General features: G+C 68.1%; 15 protein-coding genes, 1 tRNA gene and 1 riboswitch. Of the genes, 8 read left to right on the top strand and 8 right to left on the bottom strand.

Annotation, left to right across the window (positions count from 1 at the left end; all coding sequences use genetic code 11):
• The first annotated feature begins 332 nt into the window (after positions 1-332).
• The 4 genes from ACFXOM_RS27255 to ACFXOM_RS27240 all read left to right on the top strand — a co-directional run bounded on the left by ACFXOM_RS27255 (position 333) and on the right by ACFXOM_RS27240 (position 5,582).
• A complete protein-coding gene (locus ACFXOM_RS27255; RefSeq protein ID WP_385039692.1) occupies positions 333-1,799 on the top strand; it encodes an MFS transporter in 1,467 nt (488 codons plus the stop codon).
• 145 nt (positions 1,800-1,944) lie between these two features.
• On the top strand, positions 1,945-3,153 hold the full coding sequence (gene lhgO, locus ACFXOM_RS27250) for an L-2-hydroxyglutarate oxidase (protein WP_385039689.1): 1,209 nt from the start codon (positions 1,945-1,947) through the stop codon (positions 3,151-3,153).
• 222 nt (positions 3,154-3,375) lie between these two features.
• Positions 3,376-4,167, top strand: coding sequence for a tRNA (guanosine(46)-N7)-methyltransferase TrmB (gene trmB, locus ACFXOM_RS27245; RefSeq protein ID WP_385039686.1), 792 nt, complete (start codon positions 3,376-3,378; stop codon positions 4,165-4,167).
• An 86-nt stretch (positions 4,168-4,253) separates the two neighbouring features.
• Positions 4,254-5,582 carry a PrsW family intramembrane metalloprotease gene (locus ACFXOM_RS27240; RefSeq protein WP_384942816.1) on the top strand — a complete coding sequence of 443 codons (1,329 nt, stop codon included), beginning with the start codon at positions 4,254-4,256 and terminating at the stop codon, positions 5,580-5,582.
• Positions 5,583-5,750: 168 nt separating this feature from the next.
• Here ACFXOM_RS27240 and ACFXOM_RS27235 read toward each other — a convergent pair whose 3' ends face one another.
• The 8 genes from ACFXOM_RS27235 to ACFXOM_RS27200 form a co-directional block, all read right to left on the bottom strand.
• Positions 5,751-6,239: an ankyrin repeat domain-containing protein gene (locus ACFXOM_RS27235; RefSeq protein ID WP_384942818.1), complete on the bottom strand. Its 489-nt coding sequence runs from the start codon at positions 6,237-6,239 to the stop codon at positions 5,751-5,753.
• 238 nt (positions 6,240-6,477) lie between these two features.
• Positions 6,478-7,491, bottom strand: a complete 1,014-nt coding sequence (locus tag ACFXOM_RS27230) for a M23 family metallopeptidase (RefSeq protein WP_384942820.1) — start codon at positions 7,489-7,491, stop codon at positions 6,478-6,480.
• Between the two features lie 11 nt (positions 7,492-7,502).
• Positions 7,503-7,636, bottom strand: a riboswitch (cyclic di-AMP (ydaO/yuaA leader).
• 377 nt (positions 7,637-8,013) lie between these two features.
• The gene (locus tag ACFXOM_RS27225; protein WP_384942822.1) at positions 8,014-9,156 is read right to left on the bottom strand and encodes a PP2C family protein-serine/threonine phosphatase; all 1,143 of its coding nucleotides are present in this window, start codon (positions 9,154-9,156) and stop codon (positions 8,014-8,016) included.
• Positions 9,157-9,473: 317 nt separating this feature from the next.
• Positions 9,474-9,547, bottom strand: a tRNA-Met gene (locus tag ACFXOM_RS27220).
• An 82-nt stretch (positions 9,548-9,629) separates the two neighbouring features.
• Positions 9,630-9,929 carry a hypothetical protein gene (locus ACFXOM_RS27215; protein ID WP_384942824.1) on the bottom strand — a complete coding sequence of 100 codons (300 nt, stop codon included), beginning with the start codon at positions 9,927-9,929 and terminating at the stop codon, positions 9,630-9,632.
• 430 nt (positions 9,930-10,359) lie between these two features.
• The gene (locus ACFXOM_RS27210; RefSeq protein ID WP_384942826.1) at positions 10,360-10,560 is read right to left on the bottom strand and encodes a DUF5988 family protein; all 201 of its coding nucleotides are present in this window, start codon (positions 10,558-10,560) and stop codon (positions 10,360-10,362) included.
• A gap of 73 nt (positions 10,561-10,633) precedes the next feature.
• Entirely contained in the window at positions 10,634-11,128 is a 495-nt protein-coding gene (locus tag ACFXOM_RS27205; protein ID WP_385039683.1) for an FBP domain-containing protein, read from the bottom strand.
• Between the two features lie 319 nt (positions 11,129-11,447).
• A complete protein-coding gene (locus tag ACFXOM_RS27200; RefSeq protein WP_384942830.1) occupies positions 11,448-12,551 on the bottom strand; it encodes a hypothetical protein in 1,104 nt (367 codons plus the stop codon).
• A 505-nt stretch (positions 12,552-13,056) separates the two neighbouring features.
• On the opposite strand from ACFXOM_RS27200, the gene ACFXOM_RS27195 reads away from it, so the two are divergent.
• The 4 genes from ACFXOM_RS27195 to ACFXOM_RS27180 all read left to right on the top strand — a co-directional run bounded on the left by ACFXOM_RS27195 (position 13,057) and on the right by ACFXOM_RS27180 (position 17,946).
• Positions 13,057-13,479, top strand: coding sequence for a hypothetical protein (locus tag ACFXOM_RS27195; RefSeq protein WP_385039680.1), 423 nt, complete (start codon positions 13,057-13,059; stop codon positions 13,477-13,479).
• A gap of 67 nt (positions 13,480-13,546) precedes the next feature.
• Positions 13,547-15,817 carry a hypothetical protein gene (locus tag ACFXOM_RS27190; protein ID WP_385039677.1) on the top strand — a complete coding sequence of 757 codons (2,271 nt, stop codon included), beginning with the start codon at positions 13,547-13,549 and terminating at the stop codon, positions 15,815-15,817.
• 30 nt (positions 15,818-15,847) lie between these two features.
• Entirely contained in the window at positions 15,848-16,870 is a 1,023-nt protein-coding gene (locus ACFXOM_RS27185; RefSeq protein WP_385039674.1) for a hypothetical protein, read from the top strand.
• A 302-nt stretch (positions 16,871-17,172) separates the two neighbouring features.
• Complete coding sequence (locus ACFXOM_RS27180; protein ID WP_385039671.1) at positions 17,173-17,946, top strand: hypothetical protein; 774 nt, start codon at positions 17,173-17,175, stop codon at positions 17,944-17,946.
• The last annotated feature ends 4 nt before the right edge of the window (positions 17,947-17,950 follow it).

Raw genomic sequence — 17,950 nt, 5'->3', positions numbered from 1 at the left:
GGAAGCGCTCCCGTCCCGGCCGGACGAGAGCGCACGGACGGGCGCACGGCCACACACCGGGAGCACGGGCGGGAGTCCTTTCCCCGCCCGAGCACACCACAATCCCGCCATACGGAACACCGCCTCTTAACGGTCGGGATGCGGCGAACTACCCTGTGTGTCACTGCTGTTCTCCGCGGGGGGTGCATATTCCGAGGGGCTCGGCCACGTGCGCTTGCACACGGTCCGGGGTCCACGGCGGAGCCGCTGGTGGAAACCGCGCCCTGGGGAGGACGCAGCGCGAATGCCGGACGCGCACGCCCGGCGGCTGTCTGCGTGTCGAGGGGTGACGCATGTCCAGAGAGCAACGCGGGCCGAACGACAAGCTCGGCACCGTTCTCGCCCTCGCGGGAATCAGCAACGCCGGCCTCGCCCGACGGGTCAATGACCTCGGCGCCCAGCGCGGTCTGACCCTGCGGTACGACAAGACGTCGGTGGCCAGATGGGTGTCCAAGGGCATGGTGCCGCAGGGCGCCGCGCCCCACCTCATCGCCGCCGCCATCGGACAGAAGCTGGGCCGCCCGGTGCCGCTGCACGAGATCGGGCTCGCGGACGCGGATCCGGCCCCCGAAGTGGGGCTCGCCTTCCCCCGCGACGTGGGCGAGGCCGTGAAGGCGGCCACCGAGCTCTACCGGCTGGACCTGGCGGGCCGGCGGGCCGGCGGCGGAGGTATCTGGCAGTCCCTCGCGGGGTCCTTCGCGGTGAGCGCGTACGCGACGCCCGCGTCCCGCTGGCTGATATCCCCCGCCGACTCGTCGGTGGCGCGGCACATCGGCGGGGCCGTTCGCACGACGGGGGCGGAGGGCTCCGAGGGCGGCGCGGACGCCTCGGAGGAGAGCCACGTCCGGGTGGGCCACAGCGATGTGGCCAAACTGCGGGAGGCGGCCGAGGACGCCCGGCGCTGGGACTCCAAGTACGGCGGCGGGGACTGGCGTTCCTCGATGGTCCCCGAGTGCCTGCGGGTCGACGCGGCACCGCTGCTGCTCGGCTCGTACTCCGACGAGGTCGGACGTGCGTTGTTCGGTGCGACGGCCGAACTGACCCGGCTGGCGGGCTGGATGGCTTTCGACACCGGTCAGCAGGAGGCGGCGCAGCGGTACTACATCCAGGCGCTGCGGCTGGCGCGCGCCGCCGCGGACGTGCCCCTCGGCGGCTATGTGCTGGCGTCGATGTCGCTGCAGGCGACGTACCGGGGTTTCGCGGACGAAGGCGTGGACCTGGCGCAGGCGTCCGTAGAGCGCAATCGGGGGTTGGCCACCGCCCGCACGATGAGCTTCTTCCGCCTGGTGGAGGCTCGGGCGCACGCCAAGGCGGGCGACGCGGCAGCCGCCGGCACGGCGCTGAAGGCCGCGGAGGCGTGGCTGGAGCGCTCGCGGGAGGGCGATGCGGATCCGTCCTGGCTGGGCTTCTACTCGTACGACCGGTTCGCCGCCGACGCGGCCGAGTGCTACCGGGACCTGAAGGCGCCCCGGCAGGTGCGGCGCTTCACGGAACAGGCACTGTCCCGGCCGACGGAGGAGTACGTACGCTCGCACGGGCTGCGCCTCGTGGTCAGCGCCGTGGCCGAGCTCGAGTCGGGGAACCTCGACGCGGCGTGCGCGGCCGGTACCCGGGCGGTGGAGGTGGCGGGGCGGATCTCGTCCGCCCGCACGACGGAGTACGTAAGGGACCTGCTGCACCGGCTGGAGCCGTACGGGGACGAGCCGCGCGTGGCGGAGTTGCGGGAGCGGGCCCGTCCGCTACTGATGGCTCCGGCGTGAGCCGTGGCCGGACCGTGACGCGCGTCCCACCCGGTTTAACGCGGTGGCCGGCGGGCCAGTGCATTATCGGGGGGTCCGTCCCGCGGCGCCGGCACCACGGGGTGCGGTGTGCCGCGGAGAGCACGGCCGGGGCGGGAGGTGTGCGGTGTCGGCAACGGCGTTCGACTGTGACGTACTGGTGATCGGCGGCGGGATCGTCGGTCTGTCGACGGCGTACGCCCTGACGCGCGCCGCGCCGGGCACGTCCGTGGTGGTCCTGGAGAAGGAGTCCGGACCGGCCCGCCACCAGACCGGGCGGAACAGCGGCGTGATCCACAGCGGGATCTACTACCGCCCCGGCTCGCTGAAGGCGCGGTTCGCCGTGTGCGGGGCCGCCGAGATGGTCAAGTTCTGCGCCGAGCACGGCATCCCCCACGAGGTCACCGGCAAGCTGATCGTCGCCACCGAACGCACGGAGCTGCCCCGTCTGCACGCCCTGGTGCAGCGCGGCAGGGAGAATGGGATACCGGTGCGCGAACTGGGCCCGGCGCAGATAGCGGAGTACGAGCCGCACGTCCGGGGGCTCGCGGCGATCCGGGTCGGCACGACCGGCGTGTGTGACTTCGGGGCCGTCGCGGCGCAGTTCGCGGAGGCGGCGGGGGCGGCCGGTGCGGAGGTCCACTACGGCGAGGAAGTCCGGGTCGTCGACCGCAGGCTGTGGGGGGTAGCGGTCCGCGCGTCCTCCGGTCGGGTCGTCCGCGCCCGGGCGCTGGTGAACTGCGCGGGGCTGCACTGCGACCGGCTGGCCCGGCTGGCGGGCGACGAGCCGGGCATGCGGATCGTCCCGTTCCGCGGGGAGTACTACGACCTGGCCCGGCCCGAGCTGGTCCGGGGTCTGGTGTATCCGGTGCCGGATCCGGCCTTCCCGTTCCTCGGCGTGCATCTGACGCGGGGCATCGAGGGCGGCGTCCACGTGGGGCCGAACGCGGTCCCGGCGCTCGCCCGCGAGGGCTACGACTGGTCCACGGTCCGCCCGCGCGAGCTGCTCACGACGCTGGGCTGGCCCGGCTCCTGGCAGATGGCCCGCCGCCACTGGCGCTACGGCGCCGGGGAACTGCACCGATCGCTCTCCAAGCGCGCCTTCACCAGCGCGGTCCGCCGACTCCTGCCGGACGTCACGGCCGACGACCTCCGGCCCGCGGAGGCGGGGGTAAGGGCCCAGGCGGTGCTGCGGGACGGCACCCTGGCGGACGATTTCCTGATCCGGGAGTCCACCCGCACGATCCACGTGCTGAACGCTCCCTCCCCGGCGGCGACCGCCTCGCTCCCGATCGGTCGTGAAGTGGCCCGCCGGGTGCTCCGGCAGCTCTCCTAGGCCTCGCGGTCCCGGCGTCGCCGCGGTCCCGGCCAGGTCCGCGGTCCCGGCCAGGTCCGCGGTCGCGGCGTCGCCGCGGTGCGGGAGTACGGCCGGCACCCGGCCTCCACGGCACGCCCGCGGCCCGTGCGGGCTGGGACGGGGCCGCCCCGGGGGCACCCGGCCGGGGTGCCCCGGAGAGACGGCCCGGGCCACTTCCGGCCGCCGTACAATCGGGTCATTGTGTCTGAGTTCGAGAGCGCCACCACCGAGGGTCCCCGCACCGTCACCGCCCCCCGGGCCAAGGGCGAGCCGCGGTTCCCCGGCGGCCCCGCCGCCGACCCCGCAGGGTCGCATCACGAGCGGCGGATCCGCAGCTTCCAACCGCGCCGCAGCCGGGTGACGCCGGGGCAGGCGGACGCGCTCCAGCGACTCTGGCCCACCTGGGGGCTGGATGTCGACGGGCTCCGCGGCCTCGATCTCGAAGAGATGTTCGATGGCCTGCCGGTCGTCCTGGAGATCGGGTTCGGCATGGGCGAGGCAACCGCGCAGATGGCCGCCGCCGACCCCGGCACCGGCATCCTCGCCGTGGACGTGCACACGCCCGGCCAGGGCAATCTGCTCGGACTCGCCGACCGGATGGGCCTGTCCAATGTCCGTGTGGCCAACGGTGACGCGATCATCCTGCTCCGCGAGATGCTCGCCGCCGACGCACTCGACGGACTGCGCGTGTACTTCCCCGACCCCTGGCCCAAGAAGCGCCACCACAAGCGCCGGCTGATCCAGCCCGAGTTCCTCACGCTCGCCGCCCGCCGGATGAAGCCGGGCGCGGTGCTGCACTGCGCGACGGACTGGGAGCCCTACGCCGATCAGATGCTCGAGGTCCTCACCGCCCATCCCGACTTCGAGAACACCCGGGCCGACGGGGGTTTCGCACCGCGTCCCCCGTTCCGCCCGCTCACCCGGTTCGAGGGCCAGGGACTGGACAAGGGGCATGCGGTGCACGACCTGCTCTTCCGCCGGGCGGGCTCGTAGCGGTGGCGTCCGCGCGGCGCCGCGCAACCGGTCAGGGACCGGTAACGGCGTCGCGCGCTGTCAGTGACCCTGGTTAGGGTCGTCGGGTGTCCGAATGGTCCCAGCAGCCGTACGCGGCTGCCCTCCCGTTGGTTCCGGCGTGCGACGAACAGCCGCTGTTCGACGCCGTTCCGGAGCGTTCCCAGTGGCGCTACAAACCTCGCCGCGCCTTCTGGCGCAGCAAGGCGGTCCGAGCGGGAGCCGTCATCACCCTGCTGGCCCTGTCCGGACTGGTGATCCTCGCGATCGTCCGCGAGGAGACCGGAACCGAGGGCTTCCTGGTCGGGCTCGGCCTCGCCGTGCTGCCCGTCCCCCTGCTGATGGCCGCGTTCCGCTGGCTGGACCGGGTCGAGCCGGGCCCCTGGCGCAACCTCCTCTTCGCGTTCGCCTGGGGCGCGTGCGCCGCAGCCCTCGTCGCGATCATCGCGAACTCGTTCGCGACCCAGTGGATAGCCACGTCGACGGCCGACCCGTCGCACGCGGACACGATCGGGGCGACGGTCATCGCGCCGATCGTCGAGGAGAGTGCCAAAGCCGCGTCCGTGCTGCTGGTCTTCCTCTTCCGCAGACGGGACTTCACCGGGATCGTCGACGGCGTCGTCGTCGCCGGCTTCACCGCGACCGGCTTCGCCTTCACGGAGAACATCCTGTACCTGGGGAACGCCTTCGGCGAGGACCAGATGGACGACTCCTCGGGCTTCGCCTCCATCACGGCCGCGACCTTCTTCGTGCGGATCGTGATGTCGCCGTTCGCCCACCCGCTGTTCACCGTGCTCACGGGCATCGGCTTCGGCATCGCGGCGGCGACCGCACCCCACAGGAAGGTCCGTCGGGCCGCACTGCCGCTGCTCGGCCTCGTTCTTGCCATGGGCATGCACGCGCTGTGGAACGGCTCGTCGGTGTTCGGCCCGCTGGGCTTCTACGCCGTGTACGCGGCCTTCATGGTGCCGGCCTTCGGGCTGCTCACCTGGCTGGCCGTGTGGACCCGGCAGCGCGAACTGCGCACGGTCGCCGCGGAGCTCCCCGCGTACGCCGCGGCCGGCTGGCTCGCTCCCGCCGAGCCGCTCGCGCTCTCGTCGATGCGGGCGCGCACGGTCGCGCGCGACACGGCGGGACGTACGCACGGGTCGGCAGCCGCTCGCGCCGTCTCGGAGTACGAGGCCTTCGCGACCTCCCTGGCGTTCCTCCGCCACCGGGCCCACCGCGGCGCGGCGGGCCCCGACTTCGCGGCGCGCGAGCAGGAGTTGCTCCACCACCTCTGGCAACGCAGGGATGTTGCGGGACCGGCCCTGACGTACGCGGCCCGCGCCACCGGCCGGGCCTGGACGCCGCCGCTCTACCTGGACTACGACGGCTACAACCCGTACCGCGGCTGAGAACGGCCGTCCGAGCTCCGACGCCCACCGAGGGCGCCGCGCCGCGCCCTTCCACCCGGGCCGCACGGACGAACGCGACGACAGCGGCGCGGATCCCGACCGGCAGGCCGCCCGGACGGCACCTCGCCCGTGCCGCGGGCGCCGCACGCGACGGGAAGCCAGGAGGGGCTAGGAACCGGTGTGCAGGGAACCGTCACGGTCGACCGCCCGGGCCGCCGAGGCGTCGGAGGGTTCGTCCACGGGGTTCGCTCCGGCTGCGATGAGGATTGCGACAGTCTCGGGGTGGGGACCGTTGTACGCCCATTCCAAGGGGGACCGACCCGTTCCGCAATCCTCACGAAGGTTCGGATCGGCTCCGTGCTTCACCAGCTCGCGCACCGTTTCGGCGTGTCCCCAACAGGCAGCTGCACACAGCGGCGTACCTTCCGATCCGGCTCCCCCGCTCTCCGCGTCGGGGGAGGCACCCGCCTCCAGGAGCAAGCGTGCCGGCTCGCTTTCCCCCTGCACCGAAGCCAGGTAGAGAGGGGTGGTGCCGTCCCCGTCCCCTCGCTCCGGATGCGCACCGGCCCGCAGCAACGCCCTCACCCGCACGGCGTCAGACGTGAGTATCGCTGCAAGGAGATGCCGGGAGAGCTTCTTCTGCCGCCGTTGTTTCATGGTGACGAGGCTAGCGATCACGGATCGATGCAACCGGTCGTACCCGCTCGTCGGGAACGGCGACCAGCTCGTCGTGTCGTAGCGGACGGCCGGTCTTGCGGCCCTCGGCAACAACGGCTGCCGGCCCGCTGGCCGTTCGCTGGCTCACCACGCCCGACGGGTGTGGTGAGCCAGCGATCACGATCCACTGTCGCAACGGTCCCGGGGCGGGCTGGCCGGGGCAGGAGGGCGGAAAGAACTAGACGGACAGGCCCTTGTCCCGCAGCCACGCCATCGGGTCGATGCCGTCGCCGCCCGGGGTGTGCACCTCGAGGTGCAGGTGCGGGCCGGTGACGTTGCCGGTGGCGCCGACCCGTCCGATGGTCTCCGACGTGGACACCTTCTGCCCGGCGGAGACGGTCATCGACGACAGGTGGCAGTACCAGACCTCGGTGCCGTCCTCGAGCTCCAGCACGATGCGGTAGCCGTACGCGCCGGACCAGCCGGCCGATTTGACGGTGCCTCCGTGGACGGCCTTGACCGGCGTACCCGTGGGTGCCGCGAAGTCGAGACCGGTGTGGTAGCCGGAGGACCACATGGAGCCGGCTTCCCCGAAGGTTGAGGTGAGCGTGTACGAGGAGGTCGGCAGGGAATAGCTGCTGGCGAGCTTGGCGAGCCGCTCGGCCTCCGCCTTGCGGGCCGCCTCTTCCTCGGCCTTCTCCGCAGCGGCCTTCTCTGCGGCGGCCTTGGCCTCGGCCGCCGTCTGCTGGGCCTTCGCCTCCGCGGCCGCCTTCTCCGCGGCCGCCTTCTCCGCGGCGAGCTTCGCCTCGGCCTCCGCCACGGCCTGCTGCTGCTCGGCCTGCTGGAGGATCCGGGCGCGCAGTACCTCGCCCGCGTCACCGGTGCCCTGTCCGCCGCCCTCGACCGTGTCGGAGACCGTGAGCGCCGCGAGCGGGACGTCGTGCTGCTCGTCGGAGTCGTCCGAGAGGAGGTCGCCCACGCCCGGGAGCGAGTCCGTGTCCGGGAGGTGGTCCGCGATGGCGTCGGGAAGGGAGATGGAGACCGGTGGCTTGTTCTGCGCGGTGGCCATGCCTCCTGCGCCGACGGCGGCGATGACGCCGACCCCGAGGACGGTGGAGCTCCGGGCCAGTCCGTTCCGCTGCTTGACGACGCGGTGCCTGCCACGCACCGGGCGGATCGATTCCTCAGTCGGATTCCACTCCTCCCATTCGCGGGCGGGGGGCTCCTGGAGGGCAGGCTCGTTGGACGCCACGGAGGCGCTCTCCTTTCCTTCCTTCTCGCCTACCGGGTTAGCTGACGGGTTCGGAGCAGGAAGGTCTCCTACAGGCACCGGAGCACCCGATTCACCCCAATTGATGGTTCCCCGGTCCCCTTGCAGGATTCGGCGTGCGCACGCGGCGCCGTCTCTTACGACGGCCGGGACAACCGCGCTGCGTTATCGAACGTTAATAGACACGAGGGGCGGATTCCAAGCGCTTCCCCTTGATCGTTAGGGCTATCCACCGGGACTTACCAGGCACAAGACAAGTGAAACGGGCAAGTTGACAGCCCCTCAGCATGAAGGGCGAATCTGACTGTTCGTCAAATGTTATTCGGAGGGAGACGCTCCGATTACCGTCCGTCGTCGTTGCCTGGTTCGAGGGGACGAGCCGATCCATCCGGGCCGTGCAGACCGTTCAGGTGGGGGTCATGGACCGGTGATCGACGGATGACCGCGTGACGGAACGGCCGGGACCCACCGGGAGGCCGCCCTGCCGGTTCAGGAGCGAGCAGTTCACGGCACGACCGGCATCGTCCTGCGGCGCTCCGGCTGCCGTTCCCCCGGCCGGCTGATCGCCAGGAGCGCCATGTCGTCTGTCGATCGGCCACCCGTGTGCCTCCGCACGTCGGCCACGACGGCGTCCAGCAGTTCCTCAGGGCCGGGAAAGATCCGCCCGCCCAGCCGTGCACGCGGATCGTAGAAGACGCCGTGGGCGTCACGCGCCTCCGACAGTCCGTCCGTGTAGAACAGGAGTGTGGCACCCGCGGGGTACGGCGCCTCGTACGCCCGCTCCGGCCATGACGCCAGGTCGCCCATCCCCAGCGGTAGCGAGTGGTCGGGCGGTTCCAGCCGGTCGAGGCCACCGTCGGCCTTCAAGATCAACGGAGGTGGGTGCCCCCGGTTGACGATCCTCACACGGCCGTCCCCGCGCGGGATCTCGGCGAGCACGGCCGTGGTGAAGCCCTCCACCGCATCCAGACCTGAGCGGCGGGCGCCCTCCCGCGCGAGCGCGCGTTCCAACCGCTGGGCAACCGCCTCCAGCGAGGACTCCTGCTCGGCCGCCTCACGGAACGCACCGAGGACTACGGCCACCGTCTCGACGGCGTCCAGGCCCTTCCCGCGTACGTCGCCGACGATCAGCCGCACCCCTCTCGGAGTGTCCTCCACAGCGAACAGGTCACCGCCGATGAACGCGTCCGCCTGGGCGGCTTCGTACCGCGCCGCGACGTGCAAACCACCGATCCGTTCCGCGGGAATGGGGAGCACCGCCCGCTGCGCGGCCTCCGCGACCACGCGCGCCGAAGCGAGCTGACGGCCGCTGCGGAACACCACGCGGTTGATGAACAGGGCCAGCACCGAGACCGTGATCACGGTCAGTTGCTCCGTGAGGGCCGGGATCTCGGTGGTCGTGCTGTTGTAGACGTGCAGCCCGGCCACCGCCAGCACGGCGGCCAGGCCCGTCAACAGGGTGAACAGCGGCGAGAAGAAGGGAGCGGCGACCAGCGGAGCCGCGGAGAAGAGCGGTGAGGCGGTGAACGACTCGGGGGTGGCCAGGTCGAAGAGCACGCCGCCCACGATCAGCAACGCCGGGAGCACCCGGACGATGTTGCGGCCACCGTCCCGCCGCCGCCCGTCATCGTCTGCTCGCTGCCACACCAGTGGTCTCCTGCCGGCTCCTCACACGGCTGCGGACGGTACCGCACCCACCTCAGGCTGGCCGGATCCGCGTCGCTCGGCGACCCACCGTCGGCCAACCGGACTAGGGCCCACCCCGCACCGCGGCAGCCGGGTTACTCGGCGGGGTGCGGCCCCGACCCGAGGTTCGGCGGGACGTCGCTCCGGGCCGGTAAGCCCTGGTGACCGCCGCTCGTCCGTCCAGCCTAAGGCGACGCGCGGAGGTCGGCCCGGCTCACGACTCCGACGGAAGACACCGAGGGCCCGGAACCATGTGGTCCCGGGCCCTCGGCCATCAGTAGCGGGGACAGGATTTGAACCTGCGACCTCTGGGTTATGAGCCCAGCGAGCTACCGAGCTGCTCCACCCCGCGTCGGTGAACACCACCTTACGCCATGCGGAGCATGATCCTTTCCATTTTCCCGCCCGGGTCCCGCGAAAGTCCCGGGAGGAACTCAGCGGCGACGGAAATGCGCGGCGGTGAGCGCACCGCCGACGGCGAGCAGGAGCGCCGCGGCACCGGCCGCATACCAGCGCCCGGCGGAGGAGCCGGTGCGGGCGGGCGCACCGGTCGTCGTGCCCGCGTCACCAGTCGTCGTGGACGTGCCGGACGTGAAGGGGGAGGCCTTCGCCGTGGTGGTGGAGCCCTGGGAGGGGGTCGAGAACGGGACGGCAGCCGGGACGGCGGGCTTGGCCTGCGGCGGCCGGTCGGCCGCGGGCTCGGCACCGCCCTGCGCCACCTCCAGCGCGAGCACGGCGCCGGCCCCGGCCCGGGTAGGTGTTCCCGGCGACCACGTGCGTGGAAGAGCGGAGGCCCACGGTGGTGCGCTTGCCGATGACGTTCAGGTCCAGCACCGTCAGGCGCAGCCCGTACCGGTGCGTGGCGCCGTTGCCGAAGCCGCGGCCCATCGCGGGCAGACCCCACGCGGCGTCGTCCATGAAGGGGTGGTGCCAAGGAGGTGCGGTAGCGCAACGCGTAGGTACGCGAGGAATCGCCGCCGGGCGTCCGATTGTGATCGGGGCTCGGCGCCCCGTCACTCCCCCCTCTTCGGCGGGCGGCGACACGTCGATCTTCGGCGATCGTGATCGCCGGAGCGATCCTCGAACCGTCACTACCGCGCAACGGTCCGCCCAGGCGGCCGCCCACCCGTAGCGGCCCGCGACCGCGATGCGGCTGACCGGTGACTATTCAGCGATCTCGGTCCGCTCCCACCACTGGTACACGGTCACCCGACCCTCCGGGCTGTCCTCGTGCCGCGTCGTGGCCTTGAAGTGCTCGTAGCCGCCGAGATGCGGAATCTTCAGCTCCTGTCCCGGCGGCGTGATCGGCACGATCTTCCCCTGCAGATCGTCCGGTCCGCCTTCCAGGAGTGCCTTGCTAGCCATACATCCAGTTTTCCCACCACAGGGGCGACCCCGCACGTCCGGAGCCCCGTTCGGCCCAGCCCGGCGGACGAGCTCAGCCGCCGAGCGAGTCCAGGAACGCGAAGAGGTGGCCCCTCGTTCGATCGATCTGCTGTTCCACCGTGAGGGACTCCTTCAGCCTTCCGCCGGGAACCGGCACCTTGATCCCACGTACGTAGAGGGAGCAGGCGAGGTCGGTGCACATGTATGCCCCGACGGAATTGCCCTCCCTGCCGGCCCGACCCGCCTTGCGGGCGGTCATCAGGGAGACACCGTCACCGGGGTGGGTCGTCAGGCACAGGGAGCACATGCTGCGGTGGAGATAGCCGCGCTGCCGGGACGGAAAGCGGAGGGACACGCCGATCGGCCGGTCGTCCCGCTCGGCGACGAGGTAGCAGCGGTCGGGCGCCGCGGGGTCGCGCCACCCGAGGAAGTCCAGGTCGCCCCAGGGGCGCTCGTCGAGGTCGCGCGGGACGGACAGACGCCTCACCTCTCCCTTCGAACAGTTGACGAACGATGCACGGATGTCCTGCTCGGTCAGTGGCTCCATACCGACGACGCTACGAATCCTAGGGGCCCTAGGCAAATGATTAATACCCCTAGTTTCTGCCCGGGGAGTGTTCATGCGGGGTCACCGGTCCGCAACCGGCACGTCGGTGTCGACGGACGGTCTCTCCTCCACGGACCGACTCAGGACCCGCAGGAACGGAGACCCGGCCGGGACGGGGGCAGCCGCGGGTGAACCGACCCGCTCGGCAGAAGGACTCCGGCAGCCGCCAGCATCGGCGCACCGGGCGAGCTCGATGCACCGCACCGGCCTTCGCCGTAACCAACCCGGCCCAGCCCGGCCGCCTCGGCCGTGCCCGGTGTCAGTCCGGGATCTGGATCTCCAGCGGGCCGCACCCGAGTCGCTTCGCCTCCGCAGCCACATATGCGGGAAAGACCTCACGGATGAAGGTGTAGTTGCGGAAAGCCACTCGCTCCTGCGCGATGAAGACGACGTCACCCTTCTGGCACTCGGCCCGCACGGCGGCGACGGTCGGGGAGTAGGAACCCGTCCGTCGCGACGAGCCGACGACCTTCATGGAAGGGCCGTTGTCGATGGCGGCACTTCCGAAGGCGCCGGTGAGGTCCTGCTCCTGGATCGTCTGGAGCCGCAGCTGCGGACGGACGGTATGCCCCAGAACGATGTCGCACGTGCGGACGGGACTGTCATCCCCGGCCGAGGTGCGCAGGCGGATGTCCGACGCGGAGTAGGGCTTCGGCAGGCGCAGCTCCTTGACGCCGCACAACTCGCCATCGGCGCGCATCGCCGTGAACTCAGGTACGGCGGTCAGCGTTCCGGGCTCAGGGAGCTTGCCCGAGCAGCCGAGTTCCGCCAGGGAGCCGTTCGCGATATGGACGGCGGTACGGGCGAGAGCCTTGTGGAACGAGGCGTTCCTGTCCGCGTCCGCGGTGTTCTGGATCTCGTCGTCGCCCATGGTGACGTCCACGACCGCCGGGCCCGAGAACATCCCGGGCTTGGAGCAACTGTCCGGGAGGGCCACCCAGGCGCGGGTGTCCGAGGCCATGCCCAGCAATCCGTCGCCCAGCGGAGTGAGCCTGGACGACAGGAACTCCTCGGCCCAGGGGATGTTGTCCTTCCTGAGACCGTCGAGTTTGTGGACCCGGACGTCGATCTGACGGCCGGGGGTGCCTCCGTCGTGGCTCGTGATGCGGCAACTGCCGTACAGCGGCGCGCCTGACCTACGTGACCACTCCGGTCGTATCTCCGCGTCCTCGGTGTCCCAGCCGCCGAGGAGTTCGTCGAGGTCCTGGTCCGTCACGGAATCCCAGCAGGGAGACTCGGCGAAAGGCAACGCACCCACCTGCCAGGCGACGATGCCGGCGCCGATGAGCGTCCCGGCGACCGTCAGGGCAACAGCGCCCAGCAGACGGCGACGACGGCCCGCAGGTGGACCAGGCGGCCCCACGGGTGCAGAGTGTGCAGCTGCGAAGCGCACCGAACCGGACCCGGACGTCTCCGACACGGGTGTACTCGACGGTCCGTTCGGCAGTTGGTCGTCCGTGGTCATGATTCCCCGTCCCCCTGGTCGTCCTGGCCCTTGTCATGGCACCTTGCAGAAGCGTAGTCACAGGGCCCCCTGGACGCCGACGAGGGCAGGCCTGCCCAACACGCCGCTGCGCGTCGACGGGACCCCGCAACCCACTGCGTCGCGCTCCGGACATCGCAGCCCGATGCCCTACGAAACGAGGTCCGAAACAACACCCACTACGTGGCGCCAGCCGCATGACCTGCGCACAGGATTCGGCGTCGAGGTCCCACCCGCACCTGTCTCCTTCCGCCCAACTCGGGCTTGTTGAAGACTTCGTGAGTCATGGGACTATCCAAGTCATCGTCGCCTGTGGCGGCTTCCATCCGCTGACTACACTCACCATTTAGCAGCGTGAAGCACTTCATCGACGGGGGCGGAGAACATGGTGTGGGACGAATGGAACCAGATCAAAGCCAACTCAGGTGCACAGATGCGACTGAACCAGCTCGCCCCTGCGAGCGGAGGCGGAGGAGCCCCCGACCTGGCCTCGACACCCGCGCAGAAGAAGGCGGCGGCCAACGCGATCGAAAAAGACCTAGAGCCCGATACCAAGAAGGCTGGTAACACGGCTGAGGAGAGCTCGGGTGCTGCGGTCAAGGAGTTCAGCGCCAAGGACGGGGACGGCTGGGACACCTCAGCCGCGCTGAAGAAGGCGCACGAAGCGTGGGAGAAGCAGGTCAAGGCGCTTATGGGCAGGCTGAGCTCGGAGAAGCACGCCTTGCGCAACACTTCGATCCTCCTCCAGAGCAACGACGTCGGCATCGCTGCTCAGATCCGCAAATCGTCCTCGCTGGACAAACTCTGAGCTCGACGAGTTCCGACCCGCCCGCGAATCTGCTCCAGAGGGAAATGTGCCGACATACCACGAAGTGATGAACACGGAGCTGTCCAAGCTCGCCACCGCTGCTGGCAAATGGGACGACATGGCAGGTGAATTCAAAAAGCTCGAAGAGCAGTACAAACAGGATGTCCATGGCATATCCATGGGGCAGAGTTGGCAGGGCTTGAGTGCGAACGCCGCGAACGACCGGTTCACCGTGACGCTCAACGAGTACAAAGCCGCACAGAAGGAAGCGAAGGCAATTGCCGCGCTACTGCGCGACGCACACGCCCAGTTCGTCGAACTGCGGAGCAAGCTGAAGAGAGTCCGCGACGATGCCGTCAAAGACGGGATGACGGTCTCCGAGCAGGGCTACGTCTCCTTTGACACCTCGCGACTCAGCGACAGTGAACACACCGCCTATGTCCACGACCCCAGTTACCAGGAATCCGTCCGCACCGCGGCAGGTGAGTGGAACCAGGCCATTACGGCAGCGGTCAAGGCGGTTTCCGATGCCGACGACGGCGTCCGGATCGCCCTGGAAGCAGTTGTCATCGACAGTAACCTGCAGGACGGTACGTACAACGGCTTCAACTCCGACGCGAAGAATGACGTCGAGGAATACGAGGCGGAACACGCAAAGGACATCGCCACCAGGATCAATAGCGGCGAAAAGGTCTCCGCCGCGGACATGAGCGAACTTCAACGATCGTTCCGCGATAACTCCGGCAACAGGGAGTTCAGCCAGACCCTGCTCAACGGCCTCGGCGCCGACGGGGTCATCCAGTTGACCAACAAGCTCAACGACGGCGCATATGAATCCGACAAGAAGCGCCGGGGCGAGTACACGGACCTGCAGAAAGGTTTGGCCAACACCGTCGCGACGGCAACCCGCGTCCCGGGTCGCGTTGCCATGATGCCACCGGGCTCGAAAGCCTTCAAGGAATGGGTGAACAGCAACGACGGCGCATTCTATAAGAAGTGGACCGACGAGCTCGACAGGTTCGGCACCAAGAACTACGGGTCGAAGACGAATCCGCTGTACGGGTACCAGTCGTTCGTCAGCATGATGGAACATGGAAACGCCAAATTCGATGACCAGTTCCTGTACGAACTCGGCGACGACCTCATAAAGGCGGAAAAGGACCACAAGGGAATCTTCACCACCTGGGGTGGCGGGCACGACGGCATCAAGGCCGACGCCATTGACAGTCTCCTTGGCGTGATGAGTAAGAACCCCGATGCGGCCACGGCCTTTTTCGACCCCGCTGGAAACGGCAAGCAAGGCGACCGCGTCGACAACAACCACCTGCATTATCTCGCTGGGAGCGGGAACGACGTCCGTGAGTGGCCGAGGCAGGTGACCACCGGGTATAACGTCACGGAACTCGACGATCCGCTCAGCCGGGTCGGGCTCGGAGCCGCACTCGAGGCAGCGTCTACCGGGCACGTTCCACTGAGCCCGGGACAGGATCCCGTACCCAGCTATACGCATTCACCGGAGCAGGCACGCGTAATGAACGCGACCCTCGAGCAGCTGAGCCAGGGGTCCACAACCGAGGTTCACGAAAATCTGCGGCTCCCTGTTTCGCAGGCCCTTGCTGAGTACGCTCCAGATACCAACGAGATCCTCGGCGGATTGGACAATGCATACGCCGAGGGCATGAAAGACGGATACTTCACAGACAAGACGCACGTCGACCGGGCACATCTGTCGACCTCGCCGGACGTCCTCGTTCAGGTTATGCGTGGCTTGTCCGAGGACCCAGAAGCCTACGGCACGCTGACGAAGGCGGAGAACCGGCTCATCGAGGCCGAGCTCGACAAAATCCCTAAGGGGGCATCAGGATACTCTGAAAGCAACCCCCTAGCCAAGGCAGGCGCGACATTGGGCACTTTCACTGCCATTCGTGAAGATGTTCTCAATGATGAGCGGATTAGCGGCTATTCTGACGCCGACTGGAAAGCCAAAGTCGCCTACCACATCATCGGCGGGGCCGTGACGCCTATGAGTATCCCAACTGGCGGTGGTTCCATTGCCGTCGGCGACGGGCTGCAGCGGGGAGTCGATACCTTGGCGTGGATGTGGGGGAACGAGCTCAAGGCCGACGCCGACGCCAAGGCGAATGAAGGGATCAACGACCGCTTCCTCTCGACAAATACCCAGATGCGCCACCTGGTGGACACCTGGGGCAGTGAGCGGTACGACACCGACACCACAGAAGGGAAGGATCGGGTGCAAGGGCTCACCAAGGAGATACTGGCAGGGCATACGGACGGGCTGACGAACGCTCGTGGCTACCTGACGGATTCGACCAACTAGATCCTGACCCATAGCAATAGAGGAAATCTCTTGTCCGCAGCATCGAATCGCAGGTCCATACCCCGCAGACGCGCACTCCTGATCGCCACCAGCACCGCGATGTTGCTCGTCGGCTGCGTCGCCACGTGGTGGTGGACTCGTTCTGCTGGCAAGGAGCAGGGGATCACATGCGTCAGTCTTTTCGAGGACAAACGTATCCAGAATTCCTTGGGGGATACGAACGATAGGCATGGCTGCGCGAAACTCGGCTCCGACCTCAAGGATGCCACTACAGGAAAGGATCCGGACAAGCATTCCCTAAAGCAGGCACGAGTAATGCGAGACATCCTTCTTGTTCTCGACGAGCGTCTGGAGGGCAGCGAATCAAGATCGATCGAGCCGTCCCTGCAAGTACCACTGGCTGAAATGCTCGCAGACTATGCGAACGACACTCACGAGATACTCAAGGACCTGGACGCCGAATATCTCAATCACGAGCTTTCAGGGAACGAGCCATGGGAAGACAGCTTTGGCGTGCACATGGTAGTGCCTCCTGAGTCGCTACTCCGGGTGATGCGTGCTGTATCCGAGAACCCAACCGCGTACGCGACTATCAGGATGGCGGAGAGTCGCCGGTCAGCCCGAGTACTCGCCGAGACCCCACAAGGCGCTGATGAAGCGATCGTGAATATTCGCGCATGCGGCAACGCACTCGCATTCGGGTCGCTGGACGCCATCGCCTCGAACGTCACAGCCAATCTGACTGACGAGAAATCGACAGCTTGGGTGTCACGTGTAGCCAAGTCGATATCATCGAGCATGACGGCAACGCCGGCATACACGACGGATCCCGCCTCCCATATCACTGGAACCTGGGCAAAATCCCTTGAGGCTGGCAACAGGGCCCTGCTGACACTCCGCAATCAGAGCGTGACCATGCTTAACATCTGGGCTGAAAAGGGAAACGTCAAGCTACCGGAAGGTCTCGTGCGCGACTGTAAGAGCGACGCAAGTCGCAAGCATCAGGTGGTTACCGAGTTCTTCGAGGGCGGGATCTTGGAATCGCGATCCTGAGCACGCCAACTGGCCTCTGCGGTGGGAACGCCTACTCGGTCTGCTGTCATCCCTGCGAGACCATATCCCGGCGACCTTGAGGAGCGATGCAGGCAGTAGTGGTCACTCTCAAGCGCCCCGGGGTTCGTCGCAGTCTCAGTTGATGGCCGGCCCCGGCGTTTCGAGTCGGGGAGATTGACCCTGCGGGTTTCACCTGACGGTGACCGGATCTTGATCCGAAAGACGAAAGCTGCCTCGGCGACCCCCTTCGCAGCTCCGACATCGAGGACGCACAAAGCAGAGCCGGTTTCGGCGCGGCACTGGTGGCGGGGACGACAGGCATCGACCCGAACAACTCGGGCGGCGGCTACGCCCAACACACCGACGCGAACAACCGCGTGTTCGAGAACGCCCTGAAGCACCTCTCCGCGGAGGGCAACGACTTCCCGCCGAGCCTGCGCACGCCTATGGCTGTGGTTATGGGCAACTACGGCGACGATGTACACGCTACGACGAGCGCCCAGAGCGATTCGAGTAGCCCACTGGATCGCCGCGAGGTTCTCGAAATATCAAAACAAATCTCACGCGACCGGTTCGCCTACTTCACACTTCAAGACTCCATTAACCGGGAAATCGTGCACGACATCAACACGGGGGTGGGTGGTCACGAGGAGACGTGGAGAAAAGCGGGCCATACCGTCGGCTTCCTGGAAGAGGCCCGTTATCAAGGGTTGGCCGTGGATGCCGACGACGCGAAGAGCAAAGCTGCCTGGAACGCAAAGATGGACTACCACACCTGGGGTGGTGTGGTGAACTTCATTCCGTACGCGGGCGATGCCGCGCAGCGGGGTGTCGATGTCCTGACATCCAACTGGCTCGACGAAGAGACCAAAAAGATCAACGATGGACTGGCGATGGAAAATACCGAGTCCTCCATCGACAAGGAAAAGCGGGTAGAGACTCTTGCTGATATATGGAGGCGAGCGAATCCGAACGAGATCGACGGTGATTCGCGAGACACCACGATCTCCAAAATAGATGGCACCGTGAATGACGGACATAGTACCGCGCGCGGCCTGGCAGGTAAGGGATCATGAAACG

This window comes from Streptomyces sp. NPDC059169 (assembly GCF_042755225.1).
Taxonomy (GTDB): domain Bacteria; phylum Actinomycetota; class Actinomycetes; order Streptomycetales; family Streptomycetaceae; genus Streptomyces.
Note: the sequence above shows the minus strand (reverse complement) of the source record. Positions and strands in the feature narration are given on the sequence as shown.